Annotated in this window: 14 protein-coding genes; 13 read left to right on the top strand and 1 reads right to left on the bottom strand. The window is 51.0% G+C overall.

All coding sequences use genetic code 11. The features are described 5' to 3' along the window. Positions 1-54: 54 nt before the first annotated feature. Entirely contained in the window at positions 55-204 is a 150-nt protein-coding gene (gene scfA / locus ABEW73_RS30125) for a six-cysteine ranthipeptide SCIFF (protein ID WP_076321126.1), read from the bottom strand. A 247-nt stretch (positions 205-451) separates the two neighbouring features. Between scfA and ABEW73_RS30130 the strand changes: the two genes are divergently transcribed. The 13 genes from ABEW73_RS30130 to hflX all read left to right on the top strand — a co-directional run bounded on the left by ABEW73_RS30130 (position 452) and on the right by hflX (position 17231). Next, a complete protein-coding gene (locus ABEW73_RS30130) occupies positions 452-1432 on the top strand; it encodes an aromatic acid exporter family protein (RefSeq protein ID WP_430165425.1) in 981 nt (326 codons plus the stop codon). 128 nt (positions 1433-1560) lie between these two features. Further along, positions 1561-2127 carry an outer spore coat protein CotE gene (locus tag ABEW73_RS30135; protein WP_076321128.1) on the top strand — a complete coding sequence of 189 codons (567 nt, stop codon included), beginning with the start codon at positions 1561-1563 and terminating at the stop codon, positions 2125-2127. A gap of 108 nt (positions 2128-2235) precedes the next feature. Continuing rightward, positions 2236-3492, top strand: coding sequence for a putative amidoligase domain-containing protein (locus tag ABEW73_RS30140; protein WP_430165422.1), 1257 nt, complete (start codon positions 2236-2238; stop codon positions 3490-3492). A 60-nt stretch (positions 3493-3552) separates the two neighbouring features. Beyond that, positions 3553-6321 (top strand): DNA mismatch repair protein MutS, encoded by a 2769-nt coding sequence (mutS, locus tag ABEW73_RS30145; RefSeq protein WP_430165419.1) that lies wholly within the window; start codon positions 3553-3555, stop codon positions 6319-6321. A gap of 236 nt (positions 6322-6557) precedes the next feature. Continuing rightward, entirely contained in the window at positions 6558-8543 is a 1986-nt protein-coding gene (gene mutL / locus ABEW73_RS30150; RefSeq protein WP_430165416.1) for a DNA mismatch repair endonuclease MutL, read from the top strand. Between the two features lie 17 nt (positions 8544-8560). Continuing rightward, a complete protein-coding gene (locus ABEW73_RS30155) occupies positions 8561-9340 on the top strand; it encodes a class I SAM-dependent methyltransferase (RefSeq protein ID WP_430165413.1) in 780 nt (259 codons plus the stop codon). Next, on the top strand, positions 9330-10277 hold the full coding sequence (miaA, locus tag ABEW73_RS30160; protein ID WP_430165410.1) for a tRNA (adenosine(37)-N6)-dimethylallyltransferase MiaA: 948 nt from the start codon (positions 9330-9332) through the stop codon (positions 10275-10277). The genes ABEW73_RS30155 and miaA overlap by 11 nt, the downstream gene beginning before the upstream one ends. A 52-nt stretch (positions 10278-10329) precedes the next feature. After that, entirely contained in the window at positions 10330-10569 is a 240-nt protein-coding gene (gene hfq, locus ABEW73_RS30165; protein WP_076321134.1) for an RNA chaperone Hfq, read from the top strand. Between the two features lie 185 nt (positions 10570-10754). Next, positions 10755-13442, top strand: a complete 2688-nt coding sequence (locus ABEW73_RS30170; RefSeq protein ID WP_430165407.1) for a PBP1A family penicillin-binding protein — start codon at positions 10755-10757, stop codon at positions 13440-13442. 99 nt (positions 13443-13541) lie between these two features. Beyond that, complete coding sequence (locus ABEW73_RS30175) at positions 13542-14099, top strand: DUF402 domain-containing protein (protein ID WP_071218240.1); 558 nt, start codon at positions 13542-13544, stop codon at positions 14097-14099. Continuing rightward, positions 14099-14752, top strand: coding sequence for a YdcF family protein (locus ABEW73_RS30180; RefSeq protein WP_430165404.1), 654 nt, complete (start codon positions 14099-14101; stop codon positions 14750-14752). Before ABEW73_RS30175 ends, ABEW73_RS30180 begins: the two co-directional genes overlap by 1 nt. Before the next feature lie 81 nt (positions 14753-14833). Further along, the gene (locus ABEW73_RS30185) at positions 14834-15817 is read left to right on the top strand and encodes an AAA family ATPase (RefSeq protein WP_076321137.1); all 984 of its coding nucleotides are present in this window, start codon (positions 14834-14836) and stop codon (positions 15815-15817) included. Positions 15818-15938: 121 nt separating this feature from the next. Next, positions 15939-17231, top strand: coding sequence for a GTPase HflX (gene hflX / locus ABEW73_RS30190; RefSeq protein WP_430165401.1), 1293 nt, complete (start codon positions 15939-15941; stop codon positions 17229-17231). Positions 17232-17369 lie beyond the last annotated feature (138 nt).

Consider the following 17369-nt stretch of genomic DNA (forward strand, 5'->3'; position numbering starts at 1 on the left):
AGATACAACTTCGCCGTCCTTATAAGGACGGCGGTGAGTTTCTTTGCCCATTTGTTATTTGTTCATTGCGTTCTCACAACGCTGATTAGCTACGCCGCAGGAAGTCTTGCAAGCAGATTGGCAAGATGTCTGGCATGCGCCGCATCCGCCGTGTTTTGCAGTGTCCATCAGTTTGCGTGTACTTAGTGTTACGATTCTTTTCATCATGAATAACTCCTCTACCATTTCGTGAATTCGAATAAACTCGCTACGTTGAACTATGGTAACAACAACTTGGAATACTCAACAATCAAAAAGGTCACACTAATTGGAAAATCTAATGGTCGTGTCCACCCAGGCATGGTTGTTTGTGGCATAAAAATAAGCTAGGATGAAGATACCTTATAATATGTAGTCACATGGAAGGTAACATCTATAGTCATCATCAACTCGCCTGGAGGCTCTTCATCACATGGGATTTCGTGTCATCAAAACGGCTGCGGCAAGCCTGCTTGCCATCTTAATTACAGATGCCTTGAACATACCGGGGGCTACGTCCGCCGGTCTTCTTGCTATACTCGGCGTTGACGTCACGCGAAAACGGAGTGTTCGCTCCATTTCGTCCAGATTGTTCGCTTCATTGCTGGGCCTGGTGCTGGCGTGTATGTTATTTTATTTTCTCGGTTTTCATTATTGGGTACTAGCCATATACATATTGCTTGCATTTCCCGCGATTTCGAAGGCGAACTTCAAGGAAGGTATTGTAACCAGTTCGGTTGTGGTGTTTCGGGTGTTTCAGGGGAAAGAGATCGGAGTGGACATTTTGCTCACCCAAGTTGAACTGTTGATTATCGGTCTCGGATCGGCCATGCTTGTGAACTTGGTTTATATGCCGAACAGCGAGGGAGCCATGATGGAGATTCGCCGGAAGGTGGACGGGCTCTTCTCTGTCATTTTCCATCATTTCTCGCTTACGCTTCGCGATCCCGAACATATATGGGACGGTAAAGAGTTAATTGAGGCTAACCGGCAGATTGAAAGAGGAATTGAGGAGGCGAGGCGGGCATCGGAGAATCAGATGATTCATCCGGACGGCTCGTGGAACATCTATTTTTATATGCGGAAGGAACAGATGGAGAATATCCAGAGCATGATGCATCAAATATCCCAGGTGTACGAGCGGCTTCCTCACGGTGTGCTGACGGCGGAAATATTCGATCAGTTAAGCAAGGATGTCATTGCCGAAGGATATACGGGCAAGTCCGAAGGTCTGCTGATTGAGCTGGAGGACTTGTTTAAAGAGATGGAGCTGCCGACGACCCGCGAAGAATTCGAGGTTCGGTCCGCCATCCTGCAGCTATGCCATGAGCTGGAATACTATTTGAATATTTCGAAGAAGTATAAAGCACCCACGGCGAAAAAACCGCAGAAGCGCGCGGATTCGGCCGTATAGCTCAGGGATTTGCAAAAAAAAATCTGATATTTTTAGCATCATATGAATTTATTTGGACCACTTCATTCAACATTCGCCCATGTCTTGCATACACATGTATGGAATGATTGTATGGAGGAGGTTCGAAGATGTCATTGAGTCATAAACACCAATGTAGAGAAATCATCACGAAGGCGATCTGCGGCAAGGGTCGTAAATTCTCTACCGTAACACATACCGTGACTCCGCCTAATAATCCGACCAGTATTTTGGGGGCTTGGATTATAAACCATCAATACGAGGCGGTTGCCGCCGGAGACGGAATTGAAGTTATTGGTACTTACGATGTTAACATCTGGTATTCCTATGACAAAAATTCACAGACCGATGTGGCGAAAGAAACGGTATCGTATGTAGAACGCGTGCCTCTTTCTTATCTGGATCCGAAGCATCGTGCATCCACGGTGGAAGTGTCGGCTGAAGCGACACAGGAGCCGAGCTGCGTTGAGGCCAGCGTATCCTCGAATGGCACGAGTGTCATTCTGCGGGTAGAGAGAGAGTACGCGGTGGAGCTGATTGCGGAAACCAAGGTCGTTGTCAAAGTATGCAGCCATCACCATGGCGACTACGAAGACAAAGAATTCGATTACGTCCTGGGAGACGAAGGCGATGATTACGAAGACCTTGATTACGAAGGTCTGGAGGATGAACTGTAAGATAACCCTCCTGTAGGAATGATTCTAATCTTAGCATATGCAGTGAGGGCAGCTTTGCGGAGGGCGGATGCCCTCTTTTTTATTTTTTTTTTACAGGGGGACTAGGGGATGGCTCAATTTAAAGTAGAACCAGCAGCTGTAAAGGAATATGTACCATTGAAGGGAGCTGCTGTGCTCCTCGCGCAAGCACGTCTGATCAGATCCGGGATACCGTGCTCTCTGGGCTTGAGTGCAGTTGAGCAGAAGCATTTCACGGCCAGGTACGCGGTTCATGTCGAGCAGTTGTCTGCTGTCTCGGTCCGCTCTTATCACCTTGGCGGCAGCGAAGTGATATTTGAGCCCGATCCCGAGAACGGGAGGTATGAAGACGGCCTGCATCGGAGATTGGAGAAAGCGGCCCTGCGATCGCTGTATACGCTGGGTGTGGATGAAGGAGAGGTCATCATCACGGCTCGGCCTGGGCGAAGATACGTAGTCGAGGATGTCCGTATGAAAGCGGGCCGGAATAAAACCGTCATGAGTGCCAAAGGCCAACAGGCGGCAGGTTTTCACGCGCATAACGAAGACAGTGAGTTTCCTTTGACTTCGCAGCTGCTCATGGGGATGGATCCCGAATTTGTGCTGATGAAGGATAACGGAGACATGGTGTATGCATCCGAATTTATGGAGCGTGGCGGATCGGTCGGCAGTGACGCCGTTCGTTATCGGGGTGAGGTCATTTACCCCATTGCCGAGCTGAGGCCGTTACCGAGAGCGAAGCCGAAGGAGTTAATGATTGAAATGCAAAGAGCTCTGCGTCAAGCCCAGAGCCTGATTACCGATCATTCACTTACATGGAGGGCAGGAGCTCTGCCTTATGGTGATTTCCCGTTAGGCGGCCATATTCATTTCAGCGGAGTACCGCTCTCCCTGTCCCTTCTTCAGACCCTTGATAATTATCTGGCTCTGCCGCTGGCGCTGCTGGAAGACCCCAAGGGGCGTCTTCGCAGGCCCCGCTATGGTTATCTGGGGGATTTTCGGAGACAGCCGTATGGCGGGTTTGAATACCGTACGCTTCCCAGCTTTCTCGTTTCGCCGCTTATCGCAAAGGTGTCACTCTATGTTGCCTATCTGGCAGCTCGGTACAGCGACCGCTTGCTAGCGAGGCCATTCAATACGGAACGTTACCATCGTGCCTATTACGAAGGCGACAAGTCCGTGCTTAAAGAATGTATTGCAGGCTGGCACAGGGATTTGTCAGCACTGCCGGAATATTCGGACTTTGCTCGTGAAATCGAACTGGCTCTTGCGCACATGGAGGCGGGGCGCGTTTGGGATGAGAGCAGAGATATCAGGCCCCTTTGGAATATTCCCGTTAAACCGTGATGCCTTGCGGTCAATTTCTGTTATAATGGAGGTCAAGCTAGAAGGTAATGGAGGTACGTCATGGCTAAATATACGCCGATGATTGAACAATATTTGAAGGTCAAAGAACAAGCGCGCGATGCGTTTCTTTTTTTCCGCTTAGGCGATTTTTACGAAATGTTTTTTGATGATGCGATCCTCGCATCGAAGGAATTGGAGATTACGCTGACCGGCCGCGAAGGCGGCGGTGCAGAGAAAATACCGATGTGCGGAGTGCCTTATCATTCCGCGGAGGGTTATATCCAGCGGTTGATTGAGAAAGGGTACAAAGTCGCCATCTGCGAGCAGATGGAGGATGCTTCGGTCACCAAAGGCATGGTGCGGCGGGAAATCGTCCGGGTCGTTACGCCGGGGACCATTATGGACGGCAAGGTCGTGCACGACAAATCGAACAATTACATGGTGTGTGTGACGGAAGCCGGCGGCCTGATGTCTTTATCGGCATGCGATCTGTCAACCGGCGAGCTTTATGTGACATCGGTCCCATCTTCGGAGGAATGGCTGCGGGATGAGATTGGTCTCTATGAGCCTTCCGAGATCATTGGGGACGCAGCGCTTCTTGATATCATTTCATCTCAGGCGCTTCCAGGCAGCCGCAACATTGTTTATACGGCCTGGGATCGTAGGGAGGACACATTGGTTCGCACCCAATTCGGAGAACCGGCCTGGGCCCGCCTGGAAGAGGAGCGAAGAGCCTGCATATCCCTGTTGATCTCGTATTTAAGCGAGACGCAGAAGCGGTCACTGGGACAGCTGACGCAGATTGCTTCCTATGAACCGGGACAATACATGGTTTTGGATCCGTTCACCAGACGCAACCTGGAGCTGGTTGAGACAGTTCGTGAGCGTTCAAAGAAAGGTTCGCTCCTGTGGCTTCTGGATCGCACGGAAACCTCGATGGGAGCCAGACTCCTGCGGCGGAGAATCGATAAACCGCTGCTGTCCCGAAACCGGATTGAAGAGCGGTTGGAGGCTGTTGAGCATCTGTATAACCAGTACATACTGCGTGAAGATCTGCGGATGGCGCTTAAAGAGATATACGATCTGGAACGGTTGGTTGGCCGGATTGCGTTCGGCAGCGCGAACGGACGGGATTTGAACGCGCTCAAGCTGTCATTAAGACAAATTCCTTCTCTGAAAGAGCTGTGTGCCCAGTCGGCTTCCGAGACGCTGCGCCGGGTGGCAGCGGATACGGATATTTGTGACGATTTGTGTGAACTGATCGAGAATGCGATTGTTGATGAACCGCCGGTGTCCGTGCGTGACGGAGGTATCATCAAGCCGGGCTATCACGAGCGGCTGGATGAATTTCGTGAAGCGAGTACCAGCGGCAAACGCTGGATCGCGGAGCTGGAAGCGAAGGAACGCGCGGCTACGGGGATTAAGTCGCTGAAGATCGGCTACAACAAGGTGTTTGGCTATTATATCGAGGTGACCAAGTCCAATCTGTCGTCCCTGCCGGAAGGCCGGTACGAACGCAAGCAGACGCTGGCGAACGCGGAGCGTTATGTCACGCCCGAGCTGAAGGAGAAGGAAGGTCTGATCCTGGAGGCTCAGGAGAAGATGGTGGATCTGGAGTACGCCCTCTTTACAGAGCTCAGGGACAAGCTGAATACCCAAGTGAGCCGGCTGCAGAAGCTCGCTGAGCGGATTGCCGAGATTGACGTCTACCAATCGCTCGCTGCGGTCAGTGCGGAATACCGGTTCGTGAAGCCGGAACTGAGCGAAGGTTATGATTATATCGTTGAAGGCGGTCGTCATCCTGTCGTGGAAGCCGTCATGAAGGATTCGTCGTTTATCGCGAACGGGACGGATTTGCGCAAGGATGGTTCCTCGATCCTGCTTATTACCGGTCCAAATATGGCTGGAAAAAGCACGTACATGCGCCAGGTTGCCTTGTTATCGATACTAGCCCAGATGGGCTGCTTTGTTCCGGCTGAGCGTGCGGTTATCCCGCTGGTGGACCGTATCTTTACCCGCATCGGCGCCGCAGACGACCTGATCGGCGGTCAGAGCACCTTTATGGTGGAAATGGCGGATATTCAGGTCATGACGGAAAAAGCAACGCCTCGCAGCCTGATCATCATTGATGAGCTGGGACGCGGTACGTCGACGAGTGAAGGCATGGCGATCGCGCAAGCCGTGATTGAGTATGTGCATGATCATATCGGCTGCAAGGCATTGGTTTCGACGCATTTCCATGAGCTTGCCCATCTTCAGGAAAGCCTTGGCGGTCTCAAAAACTATTCCATGGCGGTTCAGGAAAGCGGAGACAAAGTGCATTTCCTCCGTAAGCTGATCCCTGGGGCGGCCGACAGCAGCTACGGCATTTACTGCGCGAGATTGGCCGGATTGCCCGGCAGTATTATTGACCGCGCCTATGGGCTGCTGCAGGGCCTAGAGATGGCCTCGCTGGCCGCGGTGGCATCGGAGCAAGGGGCTGTGATGCAGCGCGAGCAGCCAGCCGCCGCACCTCAGACCGATGAGAGACGAAGCGGACCGGAAGCTGTACATGAGTTTCGTGAAGATATGATGCAGTATACCGAAAGCTTGAGCGGCGCTGACCAGAAGGGCGGCGTGGTTCAGCTCTCCATTTTTGGCGAGGAGGAAGTGCCTGAATCGAGTGCTAAACCTGGTAAGGATCAGCACCCGATATCGCAGGAAGCATCTCAAGATCCTGCAATCAAGAGCCTCATTGATGCTGTAAAGGGCGCGGACGTGATGAATATGACGCCGCTTCAGGCCATGCAGTTCCTGAATGACCTGAAGCTTCAAGCGAAGGATATGTGATTTATATAGATTGGACTAAAGAAAAGAAGAACTTCAACGGAGAAGGCGGAATTGTTCTGGAGAAACGGAAGTGGTCGCCTTTGCCCCCGGATTTCAACGATGTACATCGTGATTAAAGGAAATCTGGGGGCAACAGCGATCGGAAGAACAATCCGCATGCGGAGTGATGCTCAGGCTAAAAAATCTTTAGTTCACCTTATATAGCAGGGGAATGAAATGAAACGGAGGTAGGAACGATGGGGATTATTCGGATTTTGGACGAGCATATTGCAAACCAGATTGCTGCCGGTGAGGTGGTGGAGCGACCTGCCTCCGTTGTGAAGGAGCTAGTTGAGAACGCCATTGATGCCGGGAGCACCAAGATTGACGTAACGGTTGAAGAAGGCGGACTGGACAGCATTCGCGTAACGGATAACGGTGCCGGCATTGATCCGGAGGATTGCGAGACGGCTTTTTATCGTCATGCAACGAGCAAAATCGCTGAAGGCCGCGATTTATTCCAAATCACGAGCCTTGGATTCAGGGGCGAAGCCCTGCCATCCATTGCGGCTGTATCCAAGGTGCGTCTGGTTACCTCCAATGCTCAGGATGGGCGCGGACGTGTGATCGAGATCGAAGGCGGTCATCTGCGCGTGAACGAAGAGACGGCCGCACCCAGAGGAACGGATTTCCTCGTGAAGGAATTGTTCTTCAATACGCCGGCAAGGCTGAAATATATGAAAACCATCCAAACGGAGCTGGGGCATATATCCGACTATTTGTATCGTCTGGCCCTTTCCCGGCCGGATATTGCCTTTACGCTCAGGCACAATGGAAACTCGCTGCTGCAGACGCTGGGCAATGGCGATGCCCTTCAGGTCATTGCCGCCATATACGGTACCCAATCGGCCAAAGCGATGCTGCCGTTTGAAGCAGAGAATATGGATTATACGTTAAGCGGATATATCAGCCGCCCGGATTATACCCGGGCAAACCGTAACGGCATGTCGCTCATCATTAACGGGCGGTATATCCGGAATTACGGCTTAATGCAGGCGATTTTGAGAGGTTATCATACGCTGCTGCCGATCAACCGGTTTCCGCTCGTCGTCATTCAGCTGTCCATGCACCCCTCGTTGATCGATGTGAATGTGCATCCATCCAAGCTGGAGGTACGGTTCAGCAAAGAGCAGGAGCTGTTCGCTTTTGTGGAGGAAGAGATTCGCAAGGTGCTGCAGCAGGAAATCCTTATTCCACGTCCGGCCAAACAAAATATTGGGAAAAGTGACAACGCCTATATCCAGGAACAGCTGCAATTTTCTTCTGCGCAAGGCCATGCCCCGGCGAACGGCAGCGGTAATGAGCAGGACATCGCGATCCCGGGAAGCGGCGAGCGTCACGTTGACGGAAACATGCATCTCAAGGCGCCGCCTGCGTCGACATGGCCGGAGGGGCAAGTCTTCACCCAGTCTGAGTCCAATATCAAACAGACTTATGGGGCCGGAGCAGCAGGAACAGCTGCTGCCTCGCAAATGCGGGAAACGGCAGCAGCTTCTTCTTACCGCAATGATTACCGCAATGAGACCAGGGGGAATGCCGGAATTCCTGCCATAACAAAGGAGTGGCTGCAGGCGGCCTCGGGACCGGCTCCCGAGATTCCGCCATTTCCGGAGCTTACGCTCATCGGCCAGCATCACGGCACCTATCTCATAGCGCAGAATGATACCGGGCTGTACCTGATTGATCAGCATGCCGCGCATGAGCGGATTAACTACGAGTATTACTACGAACAGTTTGGCAACCCGGCAGACGCATCCCAGGAGCTGCTGCTGCCGATTACGCTCGAATTTACGCCATCAGAATCGGAGAAGGTGAAGGAACGGCTGCACTGGTTTGAGAAGGTTGGCGTTTACATGGAGTTTTTTGGCGGCCATACCTTCCTGGTTCGTTCCCATCCGTTCTGGTTCCCTAAAGGCGACGAGAAGGCCATTATCGAAGAGATGGCTGAATGGGTGCTGAGCGAACGCAATATCGATATCGCCAAGCTGAGAGAAACCTCGTCGATCATGTGTTCCTGCAAGGCTTCCATCAAAGCCAATCAGAAGCTGACGGAGCAGGAGGCGATGACGTTGATTCAGCGTTTGGGCGCCTGCCGGCAGCCATACACATGTCCGCATGGACGACCGATCGTGGTTTCGTTCTCAGCTTATGATTTGGAGAAAATGTTTAAGCGCGTGATGTAACAGCAAGGAGGACCTTCATGATTATTACAACTGGAGAAGCGGAAGCGCCGGACATTGTGGAGCGCGCGAAAAATTTAGCCCGGGAAACCGGCTGCCGTTATGTCCAGCGCGGCGGTCATTCATTGCGAAAATTAGCCCGCAGGTTCGGAGACGATGACGTGCTGGTCGTACTGAACGGACATGTGCGTCTAAGCGGACCCGACGGGGCGGTCATGGAATTTCATCCGAGTATGGGGTTCGTCCGATTGAAACGCGTGCTGAGCGGAAAACCCGACCCCATGCTGGAGGCTTCCGGAATGGAGGAAGGGGATTCCGTACTGGATTGTACGGCCGGGCTTGGAGCCGATTCCCTGGTATTCTCGGGCAAGGGCGGGGCGAACAGTCGGATCACTGCCCTGGAAAGCTCGCTGCCCTTGTATGCGCTGCTGATAGAAGGGCTGCGGACCTATGAAAGCCATCTGGAAGCCAGTGATCAGGCGATGAGGCGAATCGAGGTCAGGCACAGCCAGCACCTGGATTATTTAAAGTCGCTGCCGGACCGGAGCGTAGACATTGTTTATTTTGATCCGATGTTCCGTGAACCGATCGCCGAATCGGCTTCGATCCATCCTCTAAGACACTATGCAAATGGGGAGCCGCTGGAAATGGAAAGTGTGAGAGAAGCGGTTAGGGTCGCGCGTAAAACTGTCGTGATGAAGGAAGCGCGATCCAGCGGAGAGTTTGAGCGGCTTGGCTTTACATTGCCTGAACGGGGAAAATCGAAAATAACGTACGGAGTGATTTCCATTGACAGATGAAACCAAACCGAAACTGCTCGTTCTCATCGGACCAACAGCTGTAGGTAAAACCAAAATGAGCATTGAAATCGCGAAGGAATTCGGGTGTGAGATTATCTCCGGCGATTCGATGCAGGTATACCGGGGCATGGATATCGGAACGGCCAAAGTTTCCATGGAGGAAATGGAAGGCGTTCCCCACCATCTCATTGATATTCACGAGCCCGATCACCCCTATTCGGTAGCCGAATTTCAGGAGCAGAGCCAGAGGCTCATTACGGAGATTACGCAGCGGGGGAAACTTCCTTTTATTGTTGGCGGAACCGGGCTTTATGTCGAGTCGGTGTGTTACGGCTATCAGTTTAGCGAGACGGGAGCGGACGAAGTTTTTCGGGAAGAGCAGTTCCGCTATGCCAACGAATATGGAGCCGAGGCTCTTCATCAAAAATTGGCAGAGGTTGATCCTGAAACGGCCGAGCGGCTTCATCCTAATGACCTACGCCGGGTCGTTCGTGCTTTGGAAGTATATCATGTGACCGGCGTCCCACTTTCGACCCAACTGGCACCTCAAACTAAGGCATCTCCCTATGACTTATGCTTGGTCGGTTTGACAATGGACAGGCAAATGCTATATAACCGTATTGAAGAGCGAATTGATCTTATGCTGAGCCAGGGACTTGTTGATGAGGTGGCGGCGCTCATGAACAAAGGGTTCGCTCCGGGGCTTGTATCCATGCAAGGGCTGGGTTACAAGGAAATCGTTTCGTACCTTAGCGGGGAGTTCAGCTACGAGGAGGCCGTCGTGCTGCTTAAGCGCGATACACGCCGTTTCGCTAAGCGGCAGCTATCTTGGTTTCGCCACATGAAGGACATCGAGTGGGTAGACGTCACCGACTCGGGAAATTTTTCTGCGAACTATCAAAAAATCCGTGCTATAATAGCAGGAAAGTTTCACTGAAATCTTGAATATATTTCAAAACAATCTAAATGAACCATTGGGGGTACGGCTAATGAACAAGTCCATTAACATCCAAGACACGTTCTTGAACCAACTGCGCAAAGAGAACATTCCGGCCACGGTATACCTTACAAACGGCTTTCAGATCCGTGGAACGATCAAAGCTTTTGACAATTTTACCATCGTGATTGACAGCGACGGCCGTCAGCAAATGGTGTACAAGCATGCTATCTCCACGTTCATGCCGCAGCGTAATGTGTCCCTGATGCAGGATAACAGCAGCGAACAATAGATTTTAGAATGGTTTTATAAAGAGCAGAATCATACCGTCAACTGATTAATTTGAAACTTTTTGGATTATAATTCGTTTAGCTTATAAGGAGTGCAGAGAGCAACCTGAGAAGGTTGTTCTTTTCTTTCCGAGGTATGACTTGAGTCAGAAGGCTTGATCCCGCAAGGGAGTAAGGAGGGGGATAAATGGCTGGAAAAGATAATCAGATGTCACGGTTGAACAAAAACAAAGACAACCCGAAGACATCCAAAACGACAAAACCGAATGCGAAGAAGAAAAAAGGCAAAGGAAAGCGAATTGCATGGGCATTGTTTTTTACAGCCGTCATTGCGATCTTCTGTGCGCTTGCAGGTTATTTGTTTATCTTGATCAGCGGTGAAAAGCTGCTGGAGCAGAATCAGGATAAGCTGACCGCTTACGGTACTTCCAAGGTATATGACCGTAATGGCACGCTGATGGGCGAACTGTCCCTCCAGAAGAGTGATCCTGTGAAGTACGAGGATATTCCGGAGCTGTTGGTACAAGCATTTATTGCAACAGAAGATAGACGGTTCATGGAGCATAACGGCGTAGACATGTGGTCGATCGGCCGCGCAGCGGTAAAGGATGTCATGGCCCGTTCCATGGTCGAAGGCGGAAGTACAATCACGCAGCAGCTGGCGAAGAATATATTCCTGACAAGGGATAAAACATTCTTCCGGAAGGCGACTGAAATGTCGATCGCGCTGGCGCTTGAGCGTAAACACAGTAAACAGGAAATTATTGAGATGTACTTGAACCGGATTAACTTCGGGGGACCTTATTACGGCATCAAAGCCGCATCCGAGCGTTATTTCGGCAAATCGGATCTAAAAAAGCTGGAGACATGGGAAATAGCAACACTGGCGGCAATGCCGAAGGGACCGTCCCGATATAATCCGCTCAAGAACCCTGAGCTCTCCAAAGAGCGTCGTGCGGTGGTATTGACTCTGATGGAACAGCAGGGTTATATCACGGCCGAAGAGGCGGCGAAAGCCAAGAAAGTGGACTATGCGTATACACCGCCTGAAAGACAACAGAAATATACAGCGTTTATCGACTATGTAATGGAAGAAGCCGAAGAAAAATGGGGCCTCACCGAGGACGATGTTAATATTGGCGGTTATCAGATTTACACAACGATGGACGTGAATGCCCAGACGGCAATGGAAGAAGAGTTCAAGAACCCGGAAAACTTTGAAAAAGGTCCTGATGACGTACCCGTTGAGGGCTCCATGGTCATCATTAACCAGGAGACCGGCGGTATCGTAGCGATGTCGGGTGGACGAGAATATACCCGCGGCGGGTTTAGCCGGGCTACCGACAGCCGTCGTCAGCCGGGCTCCGCCTTGAAGCCGATTGTATCGTATGCACCGGCGCTGGAATCCGGGAAGTTTACGAAGGACTCCAGATTGAGTAATAAACAGCAATGTTTTGGCACCAACTATTGCCCAAGAAACCTGCACGGATATTCGGAGACGATTGGTATGCCGGAAGCGATTCAGCGTTCCGAGAACATTCCGGCCGTATGGCTGTTGAACCAAATCGGCGTAAAAACCGGATTCGAGTTCGCTCAGAGTCTCGGCATCAAGATGACCGAAGGTGACGCGAACTTATCCCTGGCCCTCGGCGGAATGAATACCGGTACGAACACATTCGAGATGGCACAAGCTTTCAGCACCTTTGCTAATGGCGGAGAATTTAAAGAGGCTTTTGCAATCAAACAGATTAAAGATAACAAAGGCAAGGTTGTGCATGAGAACAAAGGCAGCAAAGGGAAGCGCGTGATGAGCGCTTCGACGGCTTCGCAAATGACAGACATGATGAAGCGCGTTGTAGAGGACGGAACGGGTAGAAATGCCCGGATCAGTCGTCCGGTAGCCGGTAAGACCGGAACCACGCAGAGCGGCTATAAGGGCGTCAGCTCAAACCGCGACGTATGGTTTGTCGGATATACGCCGGAGTTAACCGCAGCTGTGTGGATGGGTTATGATAACCCAGACCGGCAGCATCTGCTGAAACGAAGCAGTTCGATCTCAGCTTCCTTATGGGGCAAAGTGATGGAGAAGGCGGTTCAAGGCTATGAAGCGAAGAGCTTCCCTAGTACCGAGCCGGTACAGCCGCCTGTTGAAGAAGAAACGACATTAACCGCAGTCAGCGGTTTGACGGGCTCCTATAATGGAGAGACTCAGACCGTATCACTGAGCTGGAATCCGGTTCAGGGCAATGTTCAATACCGTGTGTACCGTAAGGAAACGTCGGAATCGGAATACACCCCGATTCTCGATCCCTTGATTGGTACGTCCATTGAGGATTTGAGCGCAATGGAGGGATTGACTTATGATTATTATGTGACCGCTATAGACCCGTCTACGAGCCAGGAGTCGCCACCTTCGAACATCCTGCAGATTGTGGCCGTTTCCGAGGAATTGCCTCCTGAGGATCTAGAACCCGATCCGGGGGACATCCAGGAACCGCCTCCGGTTGATGAAGGTGACAACGGAGCAGGCAATGAGTTCCCTCCTGGGAACGAGAATGGCAACGGGAACGGAAATGGCAACGGTAATGGCGAGCCAGGCAATGGGAATGGTGAAGGCCCAGGCAATGGCACCGGAAATGGTAATGGTAACGGTAATGGAACGAACCCTCCTGACAATGGAAACGGAGCCGGGAATGGCCAAGATGGTCAAAATTCTGGCAATGGATCTGATGGCTCAGGAGATGGATCTAACCATGGTGACACAGGCACTGGAGGAACCGACAGCGATTCGGGGAATATTCCTACGGTACCGGGAACCGTTGTGGATCCGTCAGATCCGGTTGATGGTTCTGACGAGTTCCAAGATAGTCCATAATGAACTTAAGAGCCTCCGCATGATTGCGGAGGCTTCTTTGTTTTGAGTGTGAAACCCAAATGTGGTAAGCTGGGAATACGAATGGGGAGGAAAAGTTCCATGAAACGTAAATTCGGAGATCGGGCGAATTGGCGCCGTATCACCCGCCGGCACTTCACTTCCCGGTATGTGGAATGTGAGCAGTTTACAGGGTATCTCACGTTATATACCATATATGGCCTGAAAGAACCGTTATGGAAGACGTATGGCCGTCATACTTACCGAATCGCGGACAAAGGCTATTCATGGCTGCAGTATTATCCGAAGGACAGCCATTTTATCGTGACCGCCATGTTTGATGACAAACGAAATATTGTTCAATGGTACATCGATATTTGCAAGAAACAGGGGGTAACAGATCAGGGTGTCCCTTGGTTTGACGATCTGTATTTGGACGTTGTGGTCGTCAAGAATGGTGAAGTGTTCTTGCTGGATGAAGATGAGCTTGAGGATGCCCTAGGGCGGAATGACATTACCCGGGATGATTACAGGCTGGCCAAGGTAACCGCACGGAATCTGCTTCGGGCCATCGACGCGCATGAATTCCCTTACTTTATGATGTCTCTGAAGCACCGCGACCAGTTATTTCATAATGGAGAGTTCAGGAGGAAGAAATAATGCGTCAGGAAATACATAAGAGTCTGTCACAAGCAGGCACGAAGAAGAGAGCATGGTATCGGCGAGGGATGATAACCCTGCTCTCTCTCGTTGTTCTTGGAGTGCTATGGTCAGGTTACGCATATTGGAAAATCGAAAGCGCCGTCAGCAGTCCGTCGGAGAAAGCGGATGTCGGCATTATCCTGGGCGCTTCCATGTGGGGAGATCAGCCAAGTCCGGGGCTTCGCGAGCGGCTTGAGCATGCCCTGGTTGAATACCATGCAGGACGTTTTGATACCTTCATCGTTTCTGGGGGCCTCGATAAGCCGGGATATCCATATACCGAAGCCGAAGGAATGCGAAATTTCTTGGTTGACGCGGGCGTACCGGAGGAACGGATCTTCCTGGAGAACGAAGCTACGAGCACTTACGAGAATTTGCTCTTCAGCCAAGCGATTATGGAGGAGCATGGGTGGAACACCGCCATGATAATAACCCATGACTATCACGGGACAAGAGCGATGGAGGTTGCAACAACCCTTGGTTACGATCATCCTTCTATGTCGCTGACGGAATCTACCGTTTTGCCGATGGCTAAACACAAGTCTAGAGAAGTGCTGGCTTATACGAAATGGACGGCCGATCGGCTGTTGATCGCCATGGGTGTCCTATGAGGACGAAACTTCTAATAAGCAGGCTGTAAATAGAATACATTGGAATAGATAGTCAGCCCTTTGGTAAAGAGGTGAGGAGCAATGAACGGGCGTGTAACGGCCGCTAACGGCCGATCTGAAGGACGGCCATCCAGGCAGATTAATGTCGTGCTCCGCAGCGCGGAACCTCCACTCATTAGCAGTGCGGTTCCGGAACGCGAACCGGCCCCTTCGCCAAACCCTGTTTCCCAGCACAGTCTATTCCAGGAAATACAGAAAGAGCTGGATCAACTGGTAGGTCTCGAACAAATCAAAGACCTGGTATTTGAAATCTATGCATTGCTTCAAGTGGCCCAGATGCGTTTGGAAGCAGGCTTATTAAGTGGCGGTCATGTGTACCATATGATTTTTAAAGGAAATCCCGGAACTGGGAAAACCACAGTCGCCCGTATCGTGGCAAAGCTGTTTCAAAAGATGGGCGTGCTTAATAAGGGTCATCTGGTCGAAGTGGAACGGGCGGATCTCGTAGGTGAATATATCGGTCACACGGCACAAAAGACCAGAGAATTGGTCAAAAAAGCACTTGGAGGAATTCTGTTCATCGATGAGGCTTACAGTTTGGCGCGCGGCGGTGAGAAGGATTTTGGCAAGGAAGCGATCGATACGCTGGTCAAGGCGATGGAGGATCATAAGAACCAGTTCATTCTTATTCTGGCAGGCTATAGCGATGAGATTGATTTTTTTATGGATTCGAATCCCGGCCTGTATTCCCGTTTTCCAATCCAGATGGACTTCCCGGATTACAATCTGGATCAATTGATCCAGATTTCGGAGCTGATGGCCAAGGAGAGGGATTATATCTTGATGCCGCAGTCGCTGAGCAAACTCAAGGAACACCTGCAGATGGAGAAGGATCACGGACTGCACGCCTTCAGTAATGCGCGTTATGTACGGAATGTCATTGAGAAATCGATAAGGAATCAATCGGTTCGGCTGCTGAATCAGTACGTAACCGGAAATCCCGGCAAGCTTGAGCTTATGACCCTGCGGCCGGAGGACTTTAAGTTAAACGGAAAAATACAATGATTTTAAGCTTGTCTTCGAACATAATGAAGGGGTAACGCTGCTTTCTTTGGATCATAATGTTTATTGCAGGCAGCAGCGGTTAGTTAAATTAGGAGACGTAATGTTAGAAGGAGTTGGCTATATGACAAATATAACACATGATACCCGGACAGAGATCGAAGATAAAGCCGTTTTGGTCAGTTTGGTGACGGATGCAGTTAAACGTACAGGAATTAATCCGGAACACTCGCTGCAGGAGCTGGTTCAGCTAGCGGAAACCGCTGGAGTAGAGGTGCTGGATGTCATTACGCAGAATCGCGAAGTTCCGGATTCCAAGTGGTTTATCGGCAAAGGGAAGGTCGAGGAGCTGCGCATGGCGATTGATGGGTTGGGCGCAACAACAGCCATATTTGATCAGGAATTATCCGGCGCGCAAGTCCGAAATCTGGAAGAATCACTCGATGTGAAAATTATCGACCGTACTCAACTGATACTGGATATTTTCGCTCAACGTGCGAAGACCCGTGAGGGGATTATCCAGGTGGAGTTAGCGCAGCTTACTTATTTGCTCCCGCGATTGTCGGGACATGGTAAGAATCTGTCCAGGCTCGGGGCGGGGATCGGGACCCGTGGACCGGGGGAAAGCAAGCTCGAAACCGACCGCAGGCATATTCGTGACAGAATCAGCGACCTGAAGCGGCAGCTGGATGAAGTTACTCGGCACCGTACGCTCCATCGGGAACGGCGGAAGAAGAGCGGTGCCGTGCAGGTTGCTCTAGTCGGTTATACCAATGCCGGTAAGTCGACATTGTTGAACCGGTTAACGGCCGCAGATGTTTATATCGAAGATCAATTATTTGCTACGCTGGACCCCACTTCGCGCGTGTTGGAGCTGCCTAGCGGCAAGGAAGTGGTGCTAACGGATACCGTTGGATTTATACAGAACCTTCCTCATGATCTGGTAGCGGCGTTCCGTGCGACGCTGGAAGAAGCCAACGAAGCCGATCTGATTCTTCATGTCGTCGATGCTTCTTCCCCGATGCGGGACGAACAAATGGCTGTGGTTCAATCCATACTTCAGGATCTGGGGGCGGCGGATAAACCGCAGATCGTTCTGTTTAACAAGAAGGACGCATGTGAACCGGATCAGCTGGAGATGCTGCCTACCGGAGATGGTCAATTAAAGATTAGTGCGTATCAAGATCAGGATTTGGAAATGGTTCGTGAAGCGATTCAGGACCAGCTGTCCGGAGGGAACGTGACGTTCCGGATTCCGGCTGACCGCGGTGATCTGAACTCGGTTGTATACCGTGTCGGAGACGTGCTGGAGCAGTCTTTTGATGAGAATGATATCCTCTACGAGGTGCGAATCAATAAAGCGGATTATGAGAAAATGGGTTATTTACTTCATGATTACGTTCAGAACGGATCTTAGGTATCAATAGGAATCGTAGTGTAAGCCCCTGTATGGGGCTTATATTGCGTGTTCAGGGTGCTCAAGCATTGCGAGTTCTATGAAATAAAAATATGTGTTAAGATGTGAGACATCATGTTTAAAAGAGGAGAGAGCAGT

This window comes from Paenibacillus lautus, from assembly GCF_050482385.1.
Lineage (GTDB): Bacteria > Bacillota > Bacilli > Paenibacillales > Paenibacillaceae > Paenibacillus_AQ > Paenibacillus_AQ lautus_B.

What these genes read in the sequence shown, in the direction of transcription:
- hfq (WP_076321134.1), top strand. Translation starts at nt 10,330, where the DNA reads ATGAACAAGTCCATTAACATCCAAGACACGTTCTTGAACCAACTGCGC.
- hflX (WP_430165401.1), top strand. Translation starts at nt 15,939, where the DNA reads ATGACAAATATAACACATGATACCCGGACAGAGATCGAAGATAAAGCC.
- ABEW73_RS30155 (WP_430165413.1), top strand. Translation starts at nt 8,561, where the DNA reads ATGATTATTACAACTGGAGAAGCGGAAGCGCCGGACATTGTGGAGCGC.
- scfA (WP_076321126.1), bottom strand. Translation starts at nt 204, where the DNA reads ATGAAAAGAATCGTAACACTAAGTACACGCAAACTGATGGACACTGCA.
- ABEW73_RS30175 (WP_071218240.1), top strand. Translation starts at nt 13,542, where the DNA reads ATGAAACGTAAATTCGGAGATCGGGCGAATTGGCGCCGTATCACCCGC.
- ABEW73_RS30180 (WP_430165404.1), top strand. Translation starts at nt 14,099, where the DNA reads ATGCGTCAGGAAATACATAAGAGTCTGTCACAAGCAGGCACGAAGAAG.
- ABEW73_RS30170 (WP_430165407.1), top strand. Translation starts at nt 10,755, where the DNA reads ATGGCTGGAAAAGATAATCAGATGTCACGGTTGAACAAAAACAAAGAC.
- ABEW73_RS30135 (WP_076321128.1), top strand. Translation starts at nt 1,561, where the DNA reads ATGTCATTGAGTCATAAACACCAATGTAGAGAAATCATCACGAAGGCG.
- ABEW73_RS30140 (WP_430165422.1), top strand. Translation starts at nt 2,236, where the DNA reads ATGGCTCAATTTAAAGTAGAACCAGCAGCTGTAAAGGAATATGTACCA.
- ABEW73_RS30130 (WP_430165425.1), top strand. Translation starts at nt 452, where the DNA reads ATGGGATTTCGTGTCATCAAAACGGCTGCGGCAAGCCTGCTTGCCATC.
- ABEW73_RS30185 (WP_076321137.1), top strand. Translation starts at nt 14,834, where the DNA reads ATGAACGGGCGTGTAACGGCCGCTAACGGCCGATCTGAAGGACGGCCA.
- mutL (WP_430165416.1), top strand. Translation starts at nt 6,558, where the DNA reads ATGGGGATTATTCGGATTTTGGACGAGCATATTGCAAACCAGATTGCT.
- mutS (WP_430165419.1), top strand. Translation starts at nt 3,553, where the DNA reads ATGGCTAAATATACGCCGATGATTGAACAATATTTGAAGGTCAAAGAA.